Origin of the sequence: Massilia sp. Bi118, assembly GCF_918697865.1 — a bacterium.
Lineage (GTDB): Bacteria > Pseudomonadota > Gammaproteobacteria > Burkholderiales > Burkholderiaceae_D > Telluria.
Map to the genome: position 1 here is coordinate 64,740 of NZ_CAKKMV010000021.1, position 15,222 is coordinate 79,961.

The following is a 15,222-nucleotide window of genomic DNA, read 5'->3' on the forward strand; positions in this document are numbered from 1 at the left end:
GCTCGCGACAGTATGCGTATGTGAAAAACCAGCGTCAACCCATATTTTCCCGCGTCCTTACAGCTGCGCCCCGATCAGGTCCGCCAGCTTGCCCGCCGCCTTGTCGTGCAGCGGACGGTCTTCCCACTGCTGCAGCGAGACCGGCTTCGAACGCAGCCAGTCCTGTTCGAAGACGGCTTCCTGCTGCCTGGCGAACACCGGATCGAGCACGTTCAGGTTGGCTTCGTCGTTCAGGCTGAAGGAGCGGTTGTCGAAGTTGGTCGAGCCCACCGACACCAGCAGCGAATCGACCACCAGCGCCTTCACGTGGTACATCGTCGGCTGGTATTCGGCCATCTTGACCCCGGCCTTGAGAAGCTCGCCCCAGCGCTCGCGCGAGGCGGCGCGCACCACGTCCGAATCGATGATCTTGCCTGGCGTAATGATGCGCACGTCGACGCCGCGCCTGGCCGCCGCGACCAGGGCCTTGACCGCCAGTTCGTCGGGCACGAAATACGAGTTCGACAGGTGGATCGTATGGCGCGCGGCGGTGATCGCCATCAGGTACATCAGGTGCATGCTCTCGCCGCCGCCGGTGATGGAGCTGGAGAACATCTGCGCCGGCGAGTCGCCCTGCGGCTTCAGGGCCGGGAAATAGGCTTCGCCATCCAGCACCACGCCGGTGGCCTTGGTCCAGTTGTCATTGAACACGGCCTGCATCTGGCCGACCACCGGGCCCTCGACGCGGAAATGGGTGTCGCGCCAGTGGTCTTCGTCCTGGCCGTGGCCGCGCCATTTGTCGGCGATGCCGACGCCGCCGGTAAAGCCGATGCGGCCGTCGACGATCAGCAGCTTGCGGTGGGTGCGGTTGTTCAGGCGCGCCAGCTTCCACCAGACCGGCTTGTGGTAGCGGTGCAGCTGCACGCCCGCCTTGCGCAGCGCGTCCATCGAGGCGTCGTCCATTTTCAGGCTGCCGATGTAGTCGAGCATCAGGTGCACCTTGACGCCGGCGCGCGCGCGTTCGGCCAGGGCATCGGCGAATTCCTTGCCGATGGTTTCCGACCAGTAGATATAGGTTTCGAAGGTGATCGTCTTTTTCGCTTCGCGGATCGCCTTCAGCATGGCGGGGAAGATCTGGTCGCCGTTCAGCAGGACCTCGACCTTGTTGCCCTCGACCAGCGGCGGGCCGAGCAGCACGCCGAGGGAGCGGCGGAATTGCGGATCGTTGGTGTCGTACAGGCGGGTGAGCTGGGTCTCGATCTTTTTCTCGGTCGGCATGAAATTCAGCACGAGCAGGCCCACCACGACCGTGGCGATACAAGTGATCAATGCAACGATAGAACGTTTAGTGCGCATAGGCGGATTTCAGGCATAAAAAAAACCAACGCCGGAGAGCGTTGGTTTTAGCGAACGTACCGCACTGCTTAGCGTGCGCGGCCGCGACGCAGCAGGTTCACGATGGCCAGCAGGATGACGGCGCCCAGGAAGGAAACCAGCAGGGACGAGACGCTGAAGTCATCGGAGTTGATGGTGCCGGTGCCAAACAGCGGCGACAGCAGCCAGCCACCCAGGAAGGCGCCAACGATACCGACCACGACATTGAGAATCATGCCTTGTTCAGCGTCCGTTTTCATGACCATGCTGGCGAGCCAGCCGAGAATACCACCGACGACGATCCAGATAATGAATAACATGTTGATTCCTCCTCAAGTTGGAAAAACATACTCCAGGCCAATTGATTGCCGAGGCCATGGGCAAAGTCTACGGATGCGTACGTACCCGGGTCGGTGCGGCAACGAACGTTAGACGCGCAAAGTGAATTCGCGTTCTGTTGATAGACGGAATGTCAACGAATGAGTGCGGCACCGAACAGAAGCAGACTGCTCGGCGGGAATATCGTTCCCAGACAAGCAGCACATACCGATTTGCCGTACACCGACCCTTGAGAGGACACATACCATGAGCATTTTCGACACCGACAAGCAGAACAACCAGAATCGTATGGTCACCGGCCTGTTCCCGGATCGTGCAAGCGCAGAACGCGCCTATAACTCCATCTCGACCCGCGGTTATTCCAAGGACGACGTCAACCTGATGATGTCGGACTCGACCCGTAAAACCCACTTCAGCGACACCGAAACCGAACTGGGCAGCAAAGCAGCCGAAGGCGCCGGCGTCGGCGCCGGCATCGGCGGCACCATCGGCGCCGTGCTGGCCGGCGTGGCCGCACTGGGCACGACCCTGGTCCTGCCGGGCCTGGGCCTGGTGGTTGCCGGTCCGCTGGCAGCCGGCCTGGCCGGCGCGGGCGCCGGCGGCATCACCGGCGGCCTGATCGGCGCACTGATCGGCGCCGGTATTCCGGAAGAGCGCGTCAAGCACTACGAAGAAGGCATCAACAAGGGCGGCATCGTGATGGGCGTGACCCCGCGTTCGGACGATGACGTCGAGTACATCCAGAAATCCTTCACCGACAACGGCGGCTCGCACGTGATCGGCACCGGCGTCGGCGCACTGGCCGGTGCGGCCGTGGGCGCGGGCATCGGCTCGGCGGCAGGTCCGATCGGCACCCTGGCGGGCGCCGCGATCGGCGGCATCACCGGCGGCATGGCCGGCAAGGGCGCCGGCGAAGTCGTGAACCCGAAAGCGGGCGACGACCTGGGCGAACACTATATGGCCAAGGGCGTGGGCGCCGGCGCGGGCGCCGCTGTGGGTGCGGCCGCTGGCGCGGTGGCAGGTCCGATCGGCATGGCTGCCGGTGCGGCGATCGGCGGCCTGGCCGGCGGCGCGGCTGGCCGCGGTGCTGGCGAAGTGGTGAATCCGCATGCGGAAGACCGCCTGCATGAACACAACCTGGCCCAGGGCACCGGCGCTGCCGGCGGCGCGCTGGCTGGCGCTGCGATCGGCGCCGCGGGCGGCCCGATCGGCGCAGTGGCCGGCGCGGTTGCAGGCGGCATCGCCGGCGACATGGCCGGCAAGGGCGCCGGTGAAGTCGTGAACCCGAAAGCGGGCGACGATCTGCGCGAACACAACCTGGCAGGCGGCGTCGGCGCGGGCGGCGGCGCGGCAGCCGGTGCGGCGCTGGGCGCAGTCGGCGGTCCGGTCGGCATGGCGGCCGGTGCGGCCATCGGCGGCATCGCCGGCGGCATGGTCGGCAAGGGCGCCGGCCACCTGGTCAACCCGACCGAGGAAGACAACTACTGGCGCACCAACTACCAGACCCAGTCGTACTACTCGCCGGGCTACACCTACGACGATTACTCGCCGGCCTATGCGCTGGGCTACAACAATGCCCGCCGCTACCCGTCCTATGACCTGGCCGAGCCGCACATGGCCGACGAATGGGATCGCGTGAAGGGCCATTCGCGCCTGTCGTGGGAGCAGGCCAAGTCGGCCAGCCGCGCGGCCTGGGACAAGGTCGAGCGTGCGATGCCGGGTGATTTCGATCGCGACGGCCGTTAAAACGTTTTAAATATAAAAAAACCTCGGTGCCGCAAGGCCCGAGGTTTTTTTTACGTCTGGTCAAAAATTATTGTTTGACCGCTTCGACCTGGATCGCCAGCTTGACGTCCATGTTGAAACCGAAGGATTCGCCGTAGCTCACGCCGAAATCGCTGCGCTTGAAGCTGGCCGAGGCGTCGGCGCCGCAGACTTCCTTCTTCAGCATCGGGTTGATGATGCACTTGAACTTGTTGATGGTGAGGGTCACCGGCTTGGTGACGCCGTGCAGGGTCAGTTCGCCGTCGACCGATGCCGGGTTGTCGCCGTTGAACACCAGCTTGCCCTTGTAGGTCGCGGTCGGGAACTTGGCGACGTCGAACATCTCGGCCTTCTTGGCGTGTTCGTTCAGCTTGTCGTTGCCGAAGTCGATGGTGGTGGTGTCGATGGTGATGTCGACGGTGCCGGTCTTGGCCGCGCGGTCCACCACGATGCTGCCTTCGGACTTGTTGAACTTGCCGCGCCAGACCGACAGGCCGCCGAAGTGGTCGGCCTCGAAGCTCGGGTAGGTGTGGCTCGGGTCGACTTTATAGGTGTCGGCGGCGAAGGCGCCGGTTGCCAGCGTGGCGGCCAGGAGAGCGATGGTCAGGTTTTTCAATTTCATCAGACGGGTTCCCTTTGGGTTGAGTGTTGCTGCTTAATTAGAGGTGATTACTGTCCCGCGGCGACGCGGAACTTGATGAGGACTTCGTCGGCGACCATGCTCGTATCCTGCCACTCGCCTTCGCCGACATTGAAGGCCAGGCGCTTGATCGGCAGCTGACCTTCGAATACTTGTTTGCCGCCTTGCGGCTTGACCGTGAGCGGGAAGCTGACGTCAGCGGTCTTGCCCTTGATGGTCAGCTTGCCGGTGACGGCCAGCTTGCCGGCGCCGGCCGGTCTGATCGACGACGAAATAAAGCTCGCCTTCGGGAACTGGGCCGAGTTGAACCACTCCTTCTTGGCGATCTCCTTGTTGTAGTCGGCCTGGCCCATGTCGAAGCTGGCGGTGTCGATGTCCACGCGCGCCGTCGCCTTTTCCGGGTGCGCGGCGTCGTAGTCGATCTGCGCGTTAAAACGCTTGAAGTTCGATTCGACCGGCACGTCCATCTGCTTGAACACGGCCGAGACGCTGCTGTGGGCGAGGTCGGTCTTGAGCGGCGCGGCGTTGGCGATCAGGGCGGCGCCGAGCAGCGTGGCGGACAAGGCCGCGGCGAGGGTAGGGGATAGTTTCATTCTTACTCCTTCAATGGGAACGGCCGGGCAGCATGCGGCGCATGGTGCCGTCGCGGTCGATGAGCTGGTGCTTGAGGGCGGCCAGCACGTGCAGGCCGACCAGGCCCGCCAGCAGCATGTTCAGCCAGTAATGCACCGGTTTCAGGATCGCGGCCAGCGCCGGGTCCTTGGCGAAGAACACCGGCAGCTTGAACAGGCCGAACCAGACCACCGGGACGCCGGCAGCCAGCGTGTACAGGTAACCCGATACCGGCACCGCGAACATCATGAGGTAGAGCAGATGGTGCAGGCCGTGGGCGGCGCTGCGCTGCCAGGCCGGCATCGCCGATGACAGCGCGGGCGGGCGCTGCTTCAGGCGCCACAGCAGGCGCAGGGCCGCCAGCAGCAGAACGGTCACGCCGGCCCACTTGTGCCAGGAGAAGTAGCGCAGCTTGGTCGGCGAAAATCCGGGAATGTCCGTCATCACCAGGCCGAGCGTGAAGGCGCCCACGATCAGCACGGCGATCAGCCAGTGAAGCACGATCGCGATCGTGGTGTAACGCGCCTGTTCCTGATGCTGCTGAAGCTGCATGCTGTCTCCGGGGATCTGTTCTTGTTGGAACGCGATCTTAACAAAATAGCTGATGTATTGATTCCAGTACTCTTTCACTACTTTAACGGTTCCACCCGGCTGGAGGAAGACAGGTAAACGGATAACATTGTTCAGCTGGCGGGACAATCCTGATAAACGGCCGGGCTTGCGCACGTTAGCCCGGCCTTGCACGACGCTCTACGGGGAAGGAACGTAAAATGTTGACGAGTCCGATTTATAAATGATAATTGTAGGACATGAAAATTTCCGAAAAAAATCCATGAGCTTACGCCTGCCCATTCTGATGCTGGGCCTGGCCGCCGCCGGCTGCGCGCAGGCGGGCGAGCGCACCGTTCCCGAGCGCCAGGCCGCGGAATTCGCCGACCTGTCGATCGAGGAACTGGCGAACATCGACGTGACCTCGGTCTCCAAGCGCCCCGAGCGCCTGCAGGATGCGCCGGCCTCGGTGTTCGTGATCACCGCCGACGACATCCGCCGCGCCGGCAGCCGCAGCCTGCCCGAAGCCCTGCGCCTGGCGCCCAACCTGCAGGTGGCGCGCGCCAGCAACAGCGGCTACTACATCTCCGCGCGCGGCCTGAACGGCACCAGCAACAGCCCCGCCAACAAGCTGCTGGTGATGATCGACGGCCGCTCCGTCTACTCGCCGCTGTTCTCGGGCGTGTTCTGGGACGAGCCCGACGTGATGCTGGAAGACGTCGAGCGCATCGAGGTGATCAGCGGCCCGGGCGGCACGCTGTGGGGCGTGAACGCGGTCAACGGCGTCATCAACATCATTACCCGCCATGCCTCCGACACCCAGGGCGACCTGCTGATGCTGCGCGGCGACACGGATGGCGCGCAAGCCGCCTTCCGCCACGGCGCGGGCGGCGCCGGCCACCACTGGCGGGTGTATGGCAAGGTGTTCGGCCTCGCCCGCAGCGAACTGAATACCGGCGCGCACATCGATGACGCCTGGGACCAGGGCCAGGTGGGCTTCCGTAGCGACTGGGAGCGCGGCGGCGACCGCTTCAGCGTCAACGGCAATGCCTGGCGCGGCCGCCAGGGCCAGCCGGCGCCGGGGGCGATTTCCGCACCGGGCGCCAGCACCGGCGTCGACGACATCATCACGCGCGGCGCCAACCTGAGCGGACGCTGGGAGCGGCTGCTTGCGGACGGCGGCAGCGTCAGTGTGCTGGCCTACTACGACCACCGCTACCGCCAGGTGCCGCCGACCTTCACGGATTCGGTCGACATCGCCGACGTCCAGGTCCAGCATTCGCTGCCGGCGCTGGGCGCGCACAATATCGTCTGGGGCGGCGAGTACCGCTACAGCTGGGACAGCGTCACCAACAGCCGCTTCGTGGCCTTCCTGCCGGCCAGCGACAGGCAGGCCTGGGCCAGCCTGTTCGCCCAGGACCAGATCGCACTGCGCGACGACCTGCGCCTGACGGCCGGCGCGCGCTACGAACGCAATCCCTATACCGGCGCCGAGTTCCTGCCGACCCTGCGCCTGTCCTGGCGCATGTCGCCGGCGCACTCGCTATGGACCGGCTACTCGCGCACCGTGCGCGCGCCCTCGCGCCTGGACGTCGACGCCTTCATCCCCGGTGCGCCGCCCTTCCTGCTGGCCGGCGGCCCGCGGGTGCGTTCCGAAGTGGCGCGCGTGTTCGAGGTCGGCTACCGCGGCCAGGTGGGGCAGGACCTGTCGTATTCGGTCACGGCTTTCCGCAACCTTTACGACCACCTGCGCACCACGGACCTGACCCCTGCCGGCACGATCGAGTTCGGCAACCAGATGGAAGGGCGGGCGTACGGTATCGAGGCCTGGGCCAGCTACCAGATGAGCGAGGCATGGCGCCTGTCGGCCGGCGCCACCGCGCTGCGCGAGCGCTTCAGCCTGAAGCCTGCTAGCCGTGACCTCGGCAGCGTGGCGACCACCGGCGTCGACCCGGCCTACACCGCCCAGCTGCGCTCGAACTACGCCTTCGACAGCACGCGCGAACTGGAAGTGGCGGTGCGCCGCGTCGGCTCGACCGGGCGGCCGGCGGTGCCGGGCTACACGGCCGTCGACCTGCGCTTCGGCTGGCGTTTCGCGCCGGGGATGGAGTTGTCGGTGATCGGGGCCAACCTGAACGGCGGGCACCGGGAGTATGGGGTGGCCCAGTTCGGCAGCGAGGTGCCGCGGAGTTTGGGGATCAAGCTGGTGTGGCAAAAATAACCCGTCGTCCCCGCGGAGGCAGGGACCCAAGTTTGTTCGCGTTTCGATAGCTCACGCAGAACTTGGACCCCCGCCTTCGCGGGGGCGACGTTCAAAGGTTCGTGGCTTAAATCGCCTTGGCCAGCTGCGCCGCCAGACCCGTGTAATTCGCCGGCGTCATCGCCAGCATCAGGTCCTTGGCTTCCTGCGGCACGGCCAGGCCGCCGATGAACTCCTGCAGCGCTTCGCGGGTGATGCCCTTGCCGCGGGTGAGTTCCTTCAGCTGTTCATACGGGTTGGCGATGCCGTAGCGGCGCATCACGGTCTGCACCGGCTCGGCCAGCACTTCCCAGTTCGCATCCAGGTCCTGCTCCAGGCGCTGCGGGTTCACTTCCAGCTTGTTCAGGCCGCGCAGGCAGCTGTCGTAGGCCAGCAGCGCGTAGCCGAAGCCGACGCCGATGTTGCGCAGCACCGTGGAGTCGGTCAGGTCGCGCTGCATGCGCGAGACCGGCAGCTTGTCCGCCATGTGGCGCAGGACCGAGTTGGCCAGGCCCAGGTTGCCTTCCGAGTTCTCGAAGTCGATCGGGTTGACCTTGTGCGGCATGGTCGACGAGCCGATTTCGCCTGCCTTCAGCTTCTGCTTGAAGTAGCCCAGCGAGACATAGGTCCAGATGTCGCGGTTCAGGTCCAGCAGGATGGTATTCGTGCGCGCGATCGCGTCGAACAGCTCGGCCATGTAGTCGTGCGGCTCGATCTGGATGGTGTACGGATTGAAGCTCAGGCCAAGGCGCTGCTCGATCACGTTCTTGCTGAATGCCGGCCAGTCGAAGTTCGGGTAGGCCGACAGGTGGGCGTTGTAGTTGCCGACCGCGCCGTTCATCTTGCCGAGGATCTCGACGGCTTCGATGCGCTTGACGGCGCGCTGCAGGCGCGCGACCACGTTGGCGAATTCCTTGCCCAGGGTGGTCGGGCTGGCGGTCTGGCCGTGGGTGCGCGACAGCATCGGCAGCTCGGCGTTGACGTGGGCGATGTCCGTCAGCCTGGCGATGATGGCCTGCAGGGCCGGCAGCATCACGCCGTCGCGCGCCGCTTTCAGCATCATGCCGTGCGAGGTGTTGTTGATGTCTTCCGAGGTGCAGGCGAAGTGGATGAATTCGCTGGCCGCGACCAGTTCCGGCACGTCCTTGACCTTCTCCTTCAGCCAGTATTCGACGGCCTTGACGTCGTGGTTGGTGACGGCTTCGATTTCCTTGATGCGCGCGGCGTCAAGGTCCGAGAAGTCGGCCGCCAGCTTGTCGAGCAGGGCGCCGGCTTCGTTCGAGAACGGCTTGAGTTCGGCAAAGCCGGCTTGCGCCAGGGCCTGCAGCCAGGCGATCTCCACCTTCACACGGTGGTGCATGAAACCGGCTTCCGACAGGATGGGACGCAGCTTGTCGGTCTTGGCGGCATAGCGGCCGTCCAGCGGGGACAGGGCCGACAGGGTCGAGGAGGAGGTAGAGGTCATGGCAGGCAGGCGGGGATGATTGCAAAAGCGCGATTTTACCATCGGGAGCCTGCGCGTTCCCGGTTTGTCAAGCCGAACGTGGACAGCGTTGCAAGGCTTTCTCACCCCCTTATCCGGCGTTTGGCCGATGCTATACTGTGAGCCACTCCCCCTACTCGAGCATTTATGAAACTGATCGGTTCTGTCACCAGTCCTTATGTGCGCAAGGTGCGCGTCGTGTTGGCAGAGAAGAAGCTCGATTACACCTTCGAGCTGGAAAACGTGTGGTCGCAGGATACGAAGATTTCCGCCTCCAACCCGCTCGGCAAGGTGCCCTGCCTGGTCATGGAAGACGGCAGCGCCATGTACGATTCGCGTGTGATCGCCGAATACCTGGACACGCTGACGCCGGTCTGCAAGCTGCTGCCGGCGAACAGCCGCGACCGCGCCAACGTCAAGGTCTGGGAAGCCCTGGCCGACGGCGTCGGCGATGCCGCTGTGCTGGCCTACCTGGAGCGTACCCAGCGTCCCGCCGAGCTGCAGAGCCAGGCCTGGATCGACCGCCAGATGGGCAAGGTGAGCAAGAGCCTGCAGGTGATGTCCGATAACCTCGGCGAACAGCCTTTCTGCATGGGAAATCACTACACCCTGGCCGACGTCGCCGTCGGCTGCGTGCTGGGCTGGCTGTCCCTGCGCTTCCCCGACATCGCCTGGCGCGACGATCATCCGAACCTGGCGCGCCTGTTCGACAAGCTGTCCGAGCGTCCGTCCTTCAAGGACACCGTGCCGGTCATCGCCACGTGAACGCCGCAGTGAGCAAACCTGCCTCGACCACGGTCGTGTTCGGCGAAGCCCTCGTCGACGAATTCCCGACCGAGCAGGTGGTGGGCGGCGCGCCTTTCAACGTCGCGCGCCACCTGGCCGCCTTCATGGAGCCGGCCCTGATGATCACCCGCATCGGGCGCGACCGCAACGGCCAGGCCCTGCGCGGTGAGTTCGAGCGTTTCGCGATGAGCGATGCCGGCCTGCAGCTGGATCCGATGGAAGAGACCGGCCGCGTGGTGGTCGAGCGCAACGGCCAGGGACACCGCTTCCGCATCCTGCCGCGCCAGGCCTACGACTTCATCGACGCCGGCGCGGCCACCGCCAGCCTGGCGAAGGTCGAGGCCGATCTCGTCTACTTCGGCACCCTGGCCCAGCGCGGAGAACGCTCGCGCGCGGCCCTGGCCGCCGTGCTGGAGGCGACCCCGGCAAAGCGCTACCTGGACCTGAACCTGCGTCTGGACCAGTACGAGGAAAGCACCGTCACGCGCTCCTTGAGCGCGGCCGACATCGTCAAGGTCAACGAAGAGGAATTGCAGGCTCTGTTCCAGTGGTATTTCCAGATCGGCCCGGAGGACGCGGCGCTGTCGACGGAAGAAGTGCACGCGGCCTGCCGCGCGTTGATGGACCGTTTCAGCCTGGAGACCCTGATCGTGACCCTGGGCCACCGCGGTTCGGTCGTGTTCCTGGCGGACGGCGGCACGATCGCCACCCGCGACACCCCGGCGCCGCCCTTCGTGATCGACACGGTGGGCGCGGGCGACGCCTTCTCGGCGATCTTCCTGCTGGGACGCGCGCGCGGCTGGCCGCTGGCGCTGACCCTGGCGCGCGCCAACGAATTCGCCGGCGCGATCTGCGCGGTCGCCGGCGCGGTGCCGCGCGACCTGAACTTCTACGACAAGTGGGTCAATCGCTGGCGCGAAGGCACGCCGGCGGCAGCGTTTACATCTCGCTGACATCCCCCATCTGGCTTTGTAAGTAATTCTGGATGCCCACCTTGACGATCAGGTCGAGCTGGGTTTCCAGCCACTCGATGTGTTCCTCGGTGTCTTCCAGGATCTCCAGCAGCAGGTCGCGCGACACGTAATCGCGCGCCGCTTCGCAGGCGGCAATGCCGTCCTTCACGCACTGCTGGGCGCCGCGCTCCAGTTTCAGATCGCATTCCAGCATCTCCTGCGCCGACTCGCCGATCAGCAGCTTGTGCAGGGCTTGCAGGTTGGGCAGGCCATCCAGCATCAGGATGCGGTCGATCAGGCGGTCCGCATGCTTCATCTCGCCGATCGACTCGTCGTATTCCTTCTTGCCGAGGCGGGTGAAGCCCCAGTGCTTGTACATGCGCGCATGCAGGAAGTACTGGTTGATCGCGGTCAGCTCGTTGGTCAGCTGCGCATTGAGCGCGCGGATGATGTTCGGATCGCCCTTCATGAAATCCCTTTCTTTTTAGTTGTTCAAATCGACGCCAGCGCGACGCCGCCGGCCAGCAGCAGCGAGACCGAGGCGATCGCGATGCCCACCGTGCGCCTGCGGTTGGTGAGCGTCCACAGCACTACCCCGGACAGCGACAGCAGGATGATCGAGCCGGCCAGCGTGTCCACCAGCAGGATCCAGCCCATGCTCATGCCGACGCCCTTGTGCAGATTGGTCAGGGTGGCGAAGACATTGTTTTCGTTGCGCTTGAGGGTAACGTAATTATTGCCGACCCAGTACTCGGCCTGGACCGCGCCGGTGGGCGAGGTGAAGCTGGCGCTCCAGCGCGCGGGCTGGACCAGGGCGCGGTCACCCCAGGCCACCGGCCGCGCCGGCTCGGCTTTTACACGCGCCGGATCGGGCTGAAGCTTGAGCGAGGATTTCAGCCAGGCGGCCAGCGCCTGCGGATCGGGCGGGGCCGGATCGGGCAGGGGAATCTGTACCGTGCTTTCCTGCACCTGGGCGGCGGGAATCTTGAGCACGGCGCGGTGGTTCAGCAGGATGCCGGTGCTGCCGAACAGCAGGCCGAGCACCGCGCCCCACAGGCCGATCCAACCATGCATCTTGCGCAGCCATTTGACGGCGAGGGCGCGGCGCGAGGGCGCGGGCGGCGGTGGGACCGTGAAGGGTTGCGGCGGCGTCCTCGGGGAGCGAAACGGGATGACGGGCATAAGACAGGCGTAATGGCTGCTTTGGAAGCACCATGTTAGCAGGACGCGCCGCCCATCGGTCGCTGCGCACAGTGTAAATGTGCGCGGCAATGAACACTCGGAAAACTGACCGGCGTCGCTGGCGCCGCGGACGCGGCGACGGCCGGGACGATTCGGGGGAGGGCCGGGCGGCCGGCTCAGGCGGCCAGATCGGCCGGAGTGCGGCGCAGCTCGGTAACGGTGGTGCGCGCGTCGAGATGTTCGTTCATCACTTCGCGGGCATAGCTGACGCATTTGCCGCAGCAGGTGCCGACGCCGAGTTCCTTGTACAGGTCGGACATCGAGGTCAGGCCCATTTCGACGGCCTGGCGGATTTCACGGTCGGAGATGTTGTTGCAAACGCAGACGATCATGTCTTTCTTTCCTCGTTGTCTGGTATATAATGCGAATCATTCTCATTAATGTTTGTATTCTCCTGAAATCGAAACCCGAATGCAAGCGTTTTGTCGTGTCATTGAGGCAGAGTGAACACAAGTAGACAAATCGCAAATAGAAATAATTCGCATTTAGGTTTATGATGCTCACATCGTCTCATCAGTGCCGCATTGAAGCCATACGGAAACGACAACCATGACTCTCGCCCCCACCCTGACCACGCTCGACGCCTTGAAGGCGGGCCAGAGCGCCACCGTGATCCACCTCGCGCCCAGCCAGGGCCATGGCGGGGATGGCGCCGACGTTTCGCGCCGCCTGATGGAACTTGGCTTCGTCCCCGGCGAACGCATCCGCATGCTCAAGCGCGGCCTGCCGGGCGGCCCGGTCGCGGTCAAGGTCGGTCAATCCACGTTCGCACTGCGCCGTTTCGAAGCGGCGCTGGTCTCGATCCAGCCGGAATAAACGGAACACATCAATGGGAGCAGTAGAACAGCAGGTCCAGGCGGCGACTGCGACAAAAGCGCCGCTGATCGCCCTGCTGGGTAATCCGAACTGCGGCAAGACCGCACTGTTCAACCGCCTCACCGGCGCGCGCCAGAAGGTCGCGAACTACGCCGGCGTCACCATTGAACGCAAGGAAGGCAGCTTCACCCTGCCGGGCGGCCGCGCCATGCGCGTGCTCGACCTGCCGGGCGCCTACAGCCTGTCCGCCCACACCCCCGACGAAGCCATCACCCGCGACGTGGTTGCCGGCCTGCGCACGGGCGAACAGGCGCCGGACGCCGTAGTCTGCGTGGTCAACGCCACCAACCTGCGCCTGAACCTGCGCCTGGTGCTCGAGATCCAGCGCCTCGGCCTGCCGATGGTGCTGGCCCTCAACATGGTCGACGTGGCCAACAAGCGCGGCATCGAGATCGACACCGCCAGGCTGTCGCGCGAGCTGGGCATGCCGGTGGTCGAGACCGTGGCCGTGCAGTCCGGCGGCGAGAAGCCGCTGCTGGCCATGCTGGAAACCCTGTGCTTCGATACGCCGGTGAAACCGCGCCCGCTGAGCGCGATCGACGCCGTGCCGGTCGAGGAGACCCAGCGCGAAGTGCGCCGCATCATCGAGGCTTGCGTCAGCTTCGACAAGGACACCGGCAACCTGTCGGAGCAGATCGACCAGGTCGTGCTGCACCCGGTGCTGGGCCCGGTCATCCTGGCCGTGCTGATGTTCCTGGTGTTCCAGGCCGTGTTCAGCTGGGCCGCGGCGCCGATGGACCTGATCAAGAGCGGCGTCGAGGGACTCGGCGCCTGGGTCGGCTCCAACATGGCCGAGGGACCGCTGCGCGGGCTGATCGTCGACGGCATCTTCGGCGGCGTCGGCAGCGTGCTGGTGTTCCTGCCGCAGATCCTGATCCTGTTCTTCTTCATCCTGGTGCTGGAAGACTGCGGCTACCTGCCGCGCGCGGCCTTCCTGCTCGACCGCATGATGGGCAGCGTCGGCCTGTCCGGGCGCGCCTTCATTCCGCTGCTGTCGTCCTTCGCCTGCGCGATTCCCGGCGTGATGGCGGCGCGCACCATCCAGAACCCGCGCGACCGCCTTGTGACGATCATGATCGCGCCCCTGATGACCTGTTCCGCGCGCCTGCCGGTGTACGCGCTGGTGATCGCGGCCTTCATTCCGAGCCGCGAGCTGGCCGGCGGCATCAATTTGCAGGGCCTGGTGCTGTTCCTGCTGTACGCGGCCGGCATCGTCAGCGCGATGGGAGTGGCCTGGTTCTTCAAGCGCGCCGCGCGCACCAAGGGCCAGCACCCGCTCATGCTCGAGCTGCCGGCCTACCACTGGCCGCACCTGCAGAACCTGGCCCTGGGCCTGTGGGAGCGCGCGAAGATCTTCCTGACCCGCGTCGGCACCGTGATCCTGACCCTGATGGTGCTGGTCTGGTTCCTGTCCAGCTTCCCGGGCGCCCCGGAAGGCGCGACCCACCCGCCGATCTACTACAGCGTGGCCGGCATGCTGGGCCGCGCGCTGGCGGTCATCTTCGAACCGATCGGCTTCGGCTGGCAGATCTGCATCGCGCTGGTGCCGGGCATGGCCGCGCGCGAAGTGGCGGTGGGCGCGCTCGGCACCGTGTACGCGCTGTCGTCCTCGGGCGACGACGTGGCCGGCTCGCTGGCGCCGCTGATCGCCCATTCCTGGAGCATGGCCACCGCGCTGTCGCTGCTGGCCTGGTACGTGTTCGCGCCGCAGTGCCTGTCGACCCTGTCGGTGGTGCGGCGCGAGACCGGCAGCATCCGCTGGGCCTTCGTCATGGCCGGCTACATGTTCGCACTGGCCTATCTCGCTTCCTTCATCACCTACCACGTGGCGCGCTACGCCCTCGGGAGCTGAGATGATCGCCCAGTACCTGGTGGTCGGCCTGATCGTGCTGCTGGCGGCAGGCTACGCCGCCGGCAAGTACCTGCCGCTGTCGGTGCGCCGCAAGATCGTCTACAAATTCTCGGACGGTAGCGGCAAGGGTTGGCTGGCGCGCTGGCTGGACAAGGACGCCGGCTGTGGCAGCGGCTGCGATACCTGCGGGACCTGCGCGCCGGCGCCGATGCCGGAGAAGGATGAGAAGGGGCGCAAGATCATTCAGGTGCACGCGAAGCGTTGATACCGTCATTCCGGGCACAGCCCGGCCTGACTTCCCGCGGAGGCGCACTGCTGTCCAAGATAATTGACAGTTGAGCTGGTAGTAGACCATCGGAAAGGAGTTGCAGGTAAAGGTTAAGGGTACTAAAACCCTGAGTTCTCATGCTCACAACCTAAACCTGCAACCATGTCTACGATAACCACTTTCCAGGCGCTTTTAAAGGGTCTTCCACGCGCTGTGTTCAATCGTTGTGTCGAGCGACACAACGCGGACAAGGGGTGCAAGCGCTT

General features: G+C 65.1%; 16 protein-coding genes. 7 read left to right on the plus strand and 9 right to left on the minus strand.

The features are described 5' to 3' along the window. Window positions 1–57: 57 nt before the first annotated feature. The gene (locus LQV39_RS23905; RefSeq protein WP_230029687.1) at window positions 58–1,335 is read right to left on the minus strand and encodes a phosphatidylserine/phosphatidylglycerophosphate/cardiolipin synthase family protein; all 1,278 of its coding nucleotides are present in this window, start codon (window positions 1,333–1,335) and stop codon (window positions 58–60) included. Between the two features lie 68 nt (window positions 1,336–1,403). After that, the gene (locus LQV39_RS23910) at window positions 1,404–1,673 is read right to left on the minus strand and encodes a GlsB/YeaQ/YmgE family stress response membrane protein (RefSeq protein ID WP_230029688.1); all 270 of its coding nucleotides are present in this window, start codon (window positions 1,671–1,673) and stop codon (window positions 1,404–1,406) included. Between the two features lie 265 nt (window positions 1,674–1,938). Here LQV39_RS23910 and LQV39_RS23915 point away from each other — a divergent pair, with 265 nt between their 5' ends. Further along, window positions 1,939–3,438 (plus strand): hypothetical protein, encoded by a 1,500-nt coding sequence (locus tag LQV39_RS23915; RefSeq protein ID WP_230029689.1) that lies wholly within the window; start codon window positions 1,939–1,941, stop codon window positions 3,436–3,438. 67 nt (window positions 3,439–3,505) lie between these two features. On the opposite strand, the gene LQV39_RS23920 is transcribed toward LQV39_RS23915, so the two are convergent. The 3 genes from LQV39_RS23920 to LQV39_RS23930 are packed head-to-tail and all read right to left on the minus strand — an operon-like array spanning window position 3,506 to window position 5,260. Then, window positions 3,506–4,078 (minus strand): YceI family protein, encoded by a 573-nt coding sequence (locus LQV39_RS23920; protein WP_230029690.1) that lies wholly within the window; start codon window positions 4,076–4,078, stop codon window positions 3,506–3,508. Between the two features lie 47 nt (window positions 4,079–4,125). Continuing rightward, a complete protein-coding gene (locus LQV39_RS23925; RefSeq protein WP_230029691.1) occupies window positions 4,126–4,689 on the minus strand; it encodes a YceI family protein in 564 nt (187 codons plus the stop codon). Between the two features lie 10 nt (window positions 4,690–4,699). Then, window positions 4,700–5,260, minus strand: a complete 561-nt coding sequence (locus tag LQV39_RS23930) for a cytochrome b (protein ID WP_230029692.1) — start codon at window positions 5,258–5,260, stop codon at window positions 4,700–4,702. 280 nt (window positions 5,261–5,540) lie between these two features. Between LQV39_RS23930 and LQV39_RS23935 the strand changes: the two genes are divergently transcribed. Next, window positions 5,541–7,478 (plus strand): TonB-dependent siderophore receptor, encoded by a 1,938-nt coding sequence (locus LQV39_RS23935; RefSeq protein ID WP_230029693.1) that lies wholly within the window; start codon window positions 5,541–5,543, stop codon window positions 7,476–7,478. A gap of 106 nt (window positions 7,479–7,584) precedes the next feature. Here LQV39_RS23935 and purB read toward each other — a convergent pair whose 3' ends face one another. Beyond that, window positions 7,585–8,961: an adenylosuccinate lyase gene (gene purB / locus LQV39_RS23940; protein WP_230029694.1), complete on the minus strand. Its 1,377-nt coding sequence runs from the start codon at window positions 8,959–8,961 to the stop codon at window positions 7,585–7,587. A gap of 165 nt (window positions 8,962–9,126) precedes the next feature. Here purB and LQV39_RS23945 point away from each other — a divergent pair, with 165 nt between their 5' ends. Beyond that, window positions 9,127–9,744, plus strand: coding sequence for a glutathione S-transferase family protein (locus LQV39_RS23945; protein WP_230029695.1), 618 nt, complete (start codon window positions 9,127–9,129; stop codon window positions 9,742–9,744). Between the two features lie 8 nt (window positions 9,745–9,752). Beyond that, complete coding sequence (locus LQV39_RS23950) at window positions 9,753–10,718, plus strand: PfkB family carbohydrate kinase (RefSeq protein WP_230029696.1); 966 nt, start codon at window positions 9,753–9,755, stop codon at window positions 10,716–10,718. Here the strand turns inward: LQV39_RS23950 and bfr are convergent. From bfr to LQV39_RS23965, 3 genes are all read right to left on the minus strand, one after another. After that, entirely contained in the window at window positions 10,705–11,187 is a 483-nt protein-coding gene (gene bfr, locus LQV39_RS23955; RefSeq protein WP_230029697.1) for a bacterioferritin, read from the minus strand. The two genes, LQV39_RS23950 and bfr, sit on opposite strands and share 14 nt — an antisense overlap. A 23-nt stretch (window positions 11,188–11,210) precedes the next feature. Further along, on the minus strand, window positions 11,211–11,900 hold the full coding sequence (locus tag LQV39_RS23960; RefSeq protein ID WP_230029698.1) for a PepSY-associated TM helix domain-containing protein: 690 nt from the start codon (window positions 11,898–11,900) through the stop codon (window positions 11,211–11,213). Between the two features lie 176 nt (window positions 11,901–12,076). After that, window positions 12,077–12,292 (minus strand): bacterioferritin-associated ferredoxin, encoded by a 216-nt coding sequence (locus LQV39_RS23965; RefSeq protein ID WP_230029699.1) that lies wholly within the window; start codon window positions 12,290–12,292, stop codon window positions 12,077–12,079. A gap of 217 nt (window positions 12,293–12,509) precedes the next feature. Here LQV39_RS23965 and LQV39_RS23970 point away from each other — a divergent pair, with 217 nt between their 5' ends. The 3 genes from LQV39_RS23970 to LQV39_RS23980 are packed head-to-tail and all read left to right on the plus strand — an operon-like array spanning window position 12,510 to window position 14,953. After that, window positions 12,510–12,776 carry a FeoA family protein gene (locus tag LQV39_RS23970; RefSeq protein WP_230029700.1) on the plus strand — a complete coding sequence of 89 codons (267 nt, stop codon included), beginning with the start codon at window positions 12,510–12,512 and terminating at the stop codon, window positions 12,774–12,776. Window positions 12,777–12,789: 13 nt separating this feature from the next. Further along, on the plus strand, window positions 12,790–14,688 hold the full coding sequence (locus LQV39_RS23975; protein ID WP_230029701.1) for a ferrous iron transporter B: 1,899 nt from the start codon (window positions 12,790–12,792) through the stop codon (window positions 14,686–14,688). Window position 14,689: 1 nt separating this feature from the next. Continuing rightward, window positions 14,690–14,953: a DUF6587 family protein gene (locus LQV39_RS23980; RefSeq protein ID WP_230029702.1), complete on the plus strand. Its 264-nt coding sequence runs from the start codon at window positions 14,690–14,692 to the stop codon at window positions 14,951–14,953. Window positions 14,954–15,222: the final 269 nt, after the last annotated feature.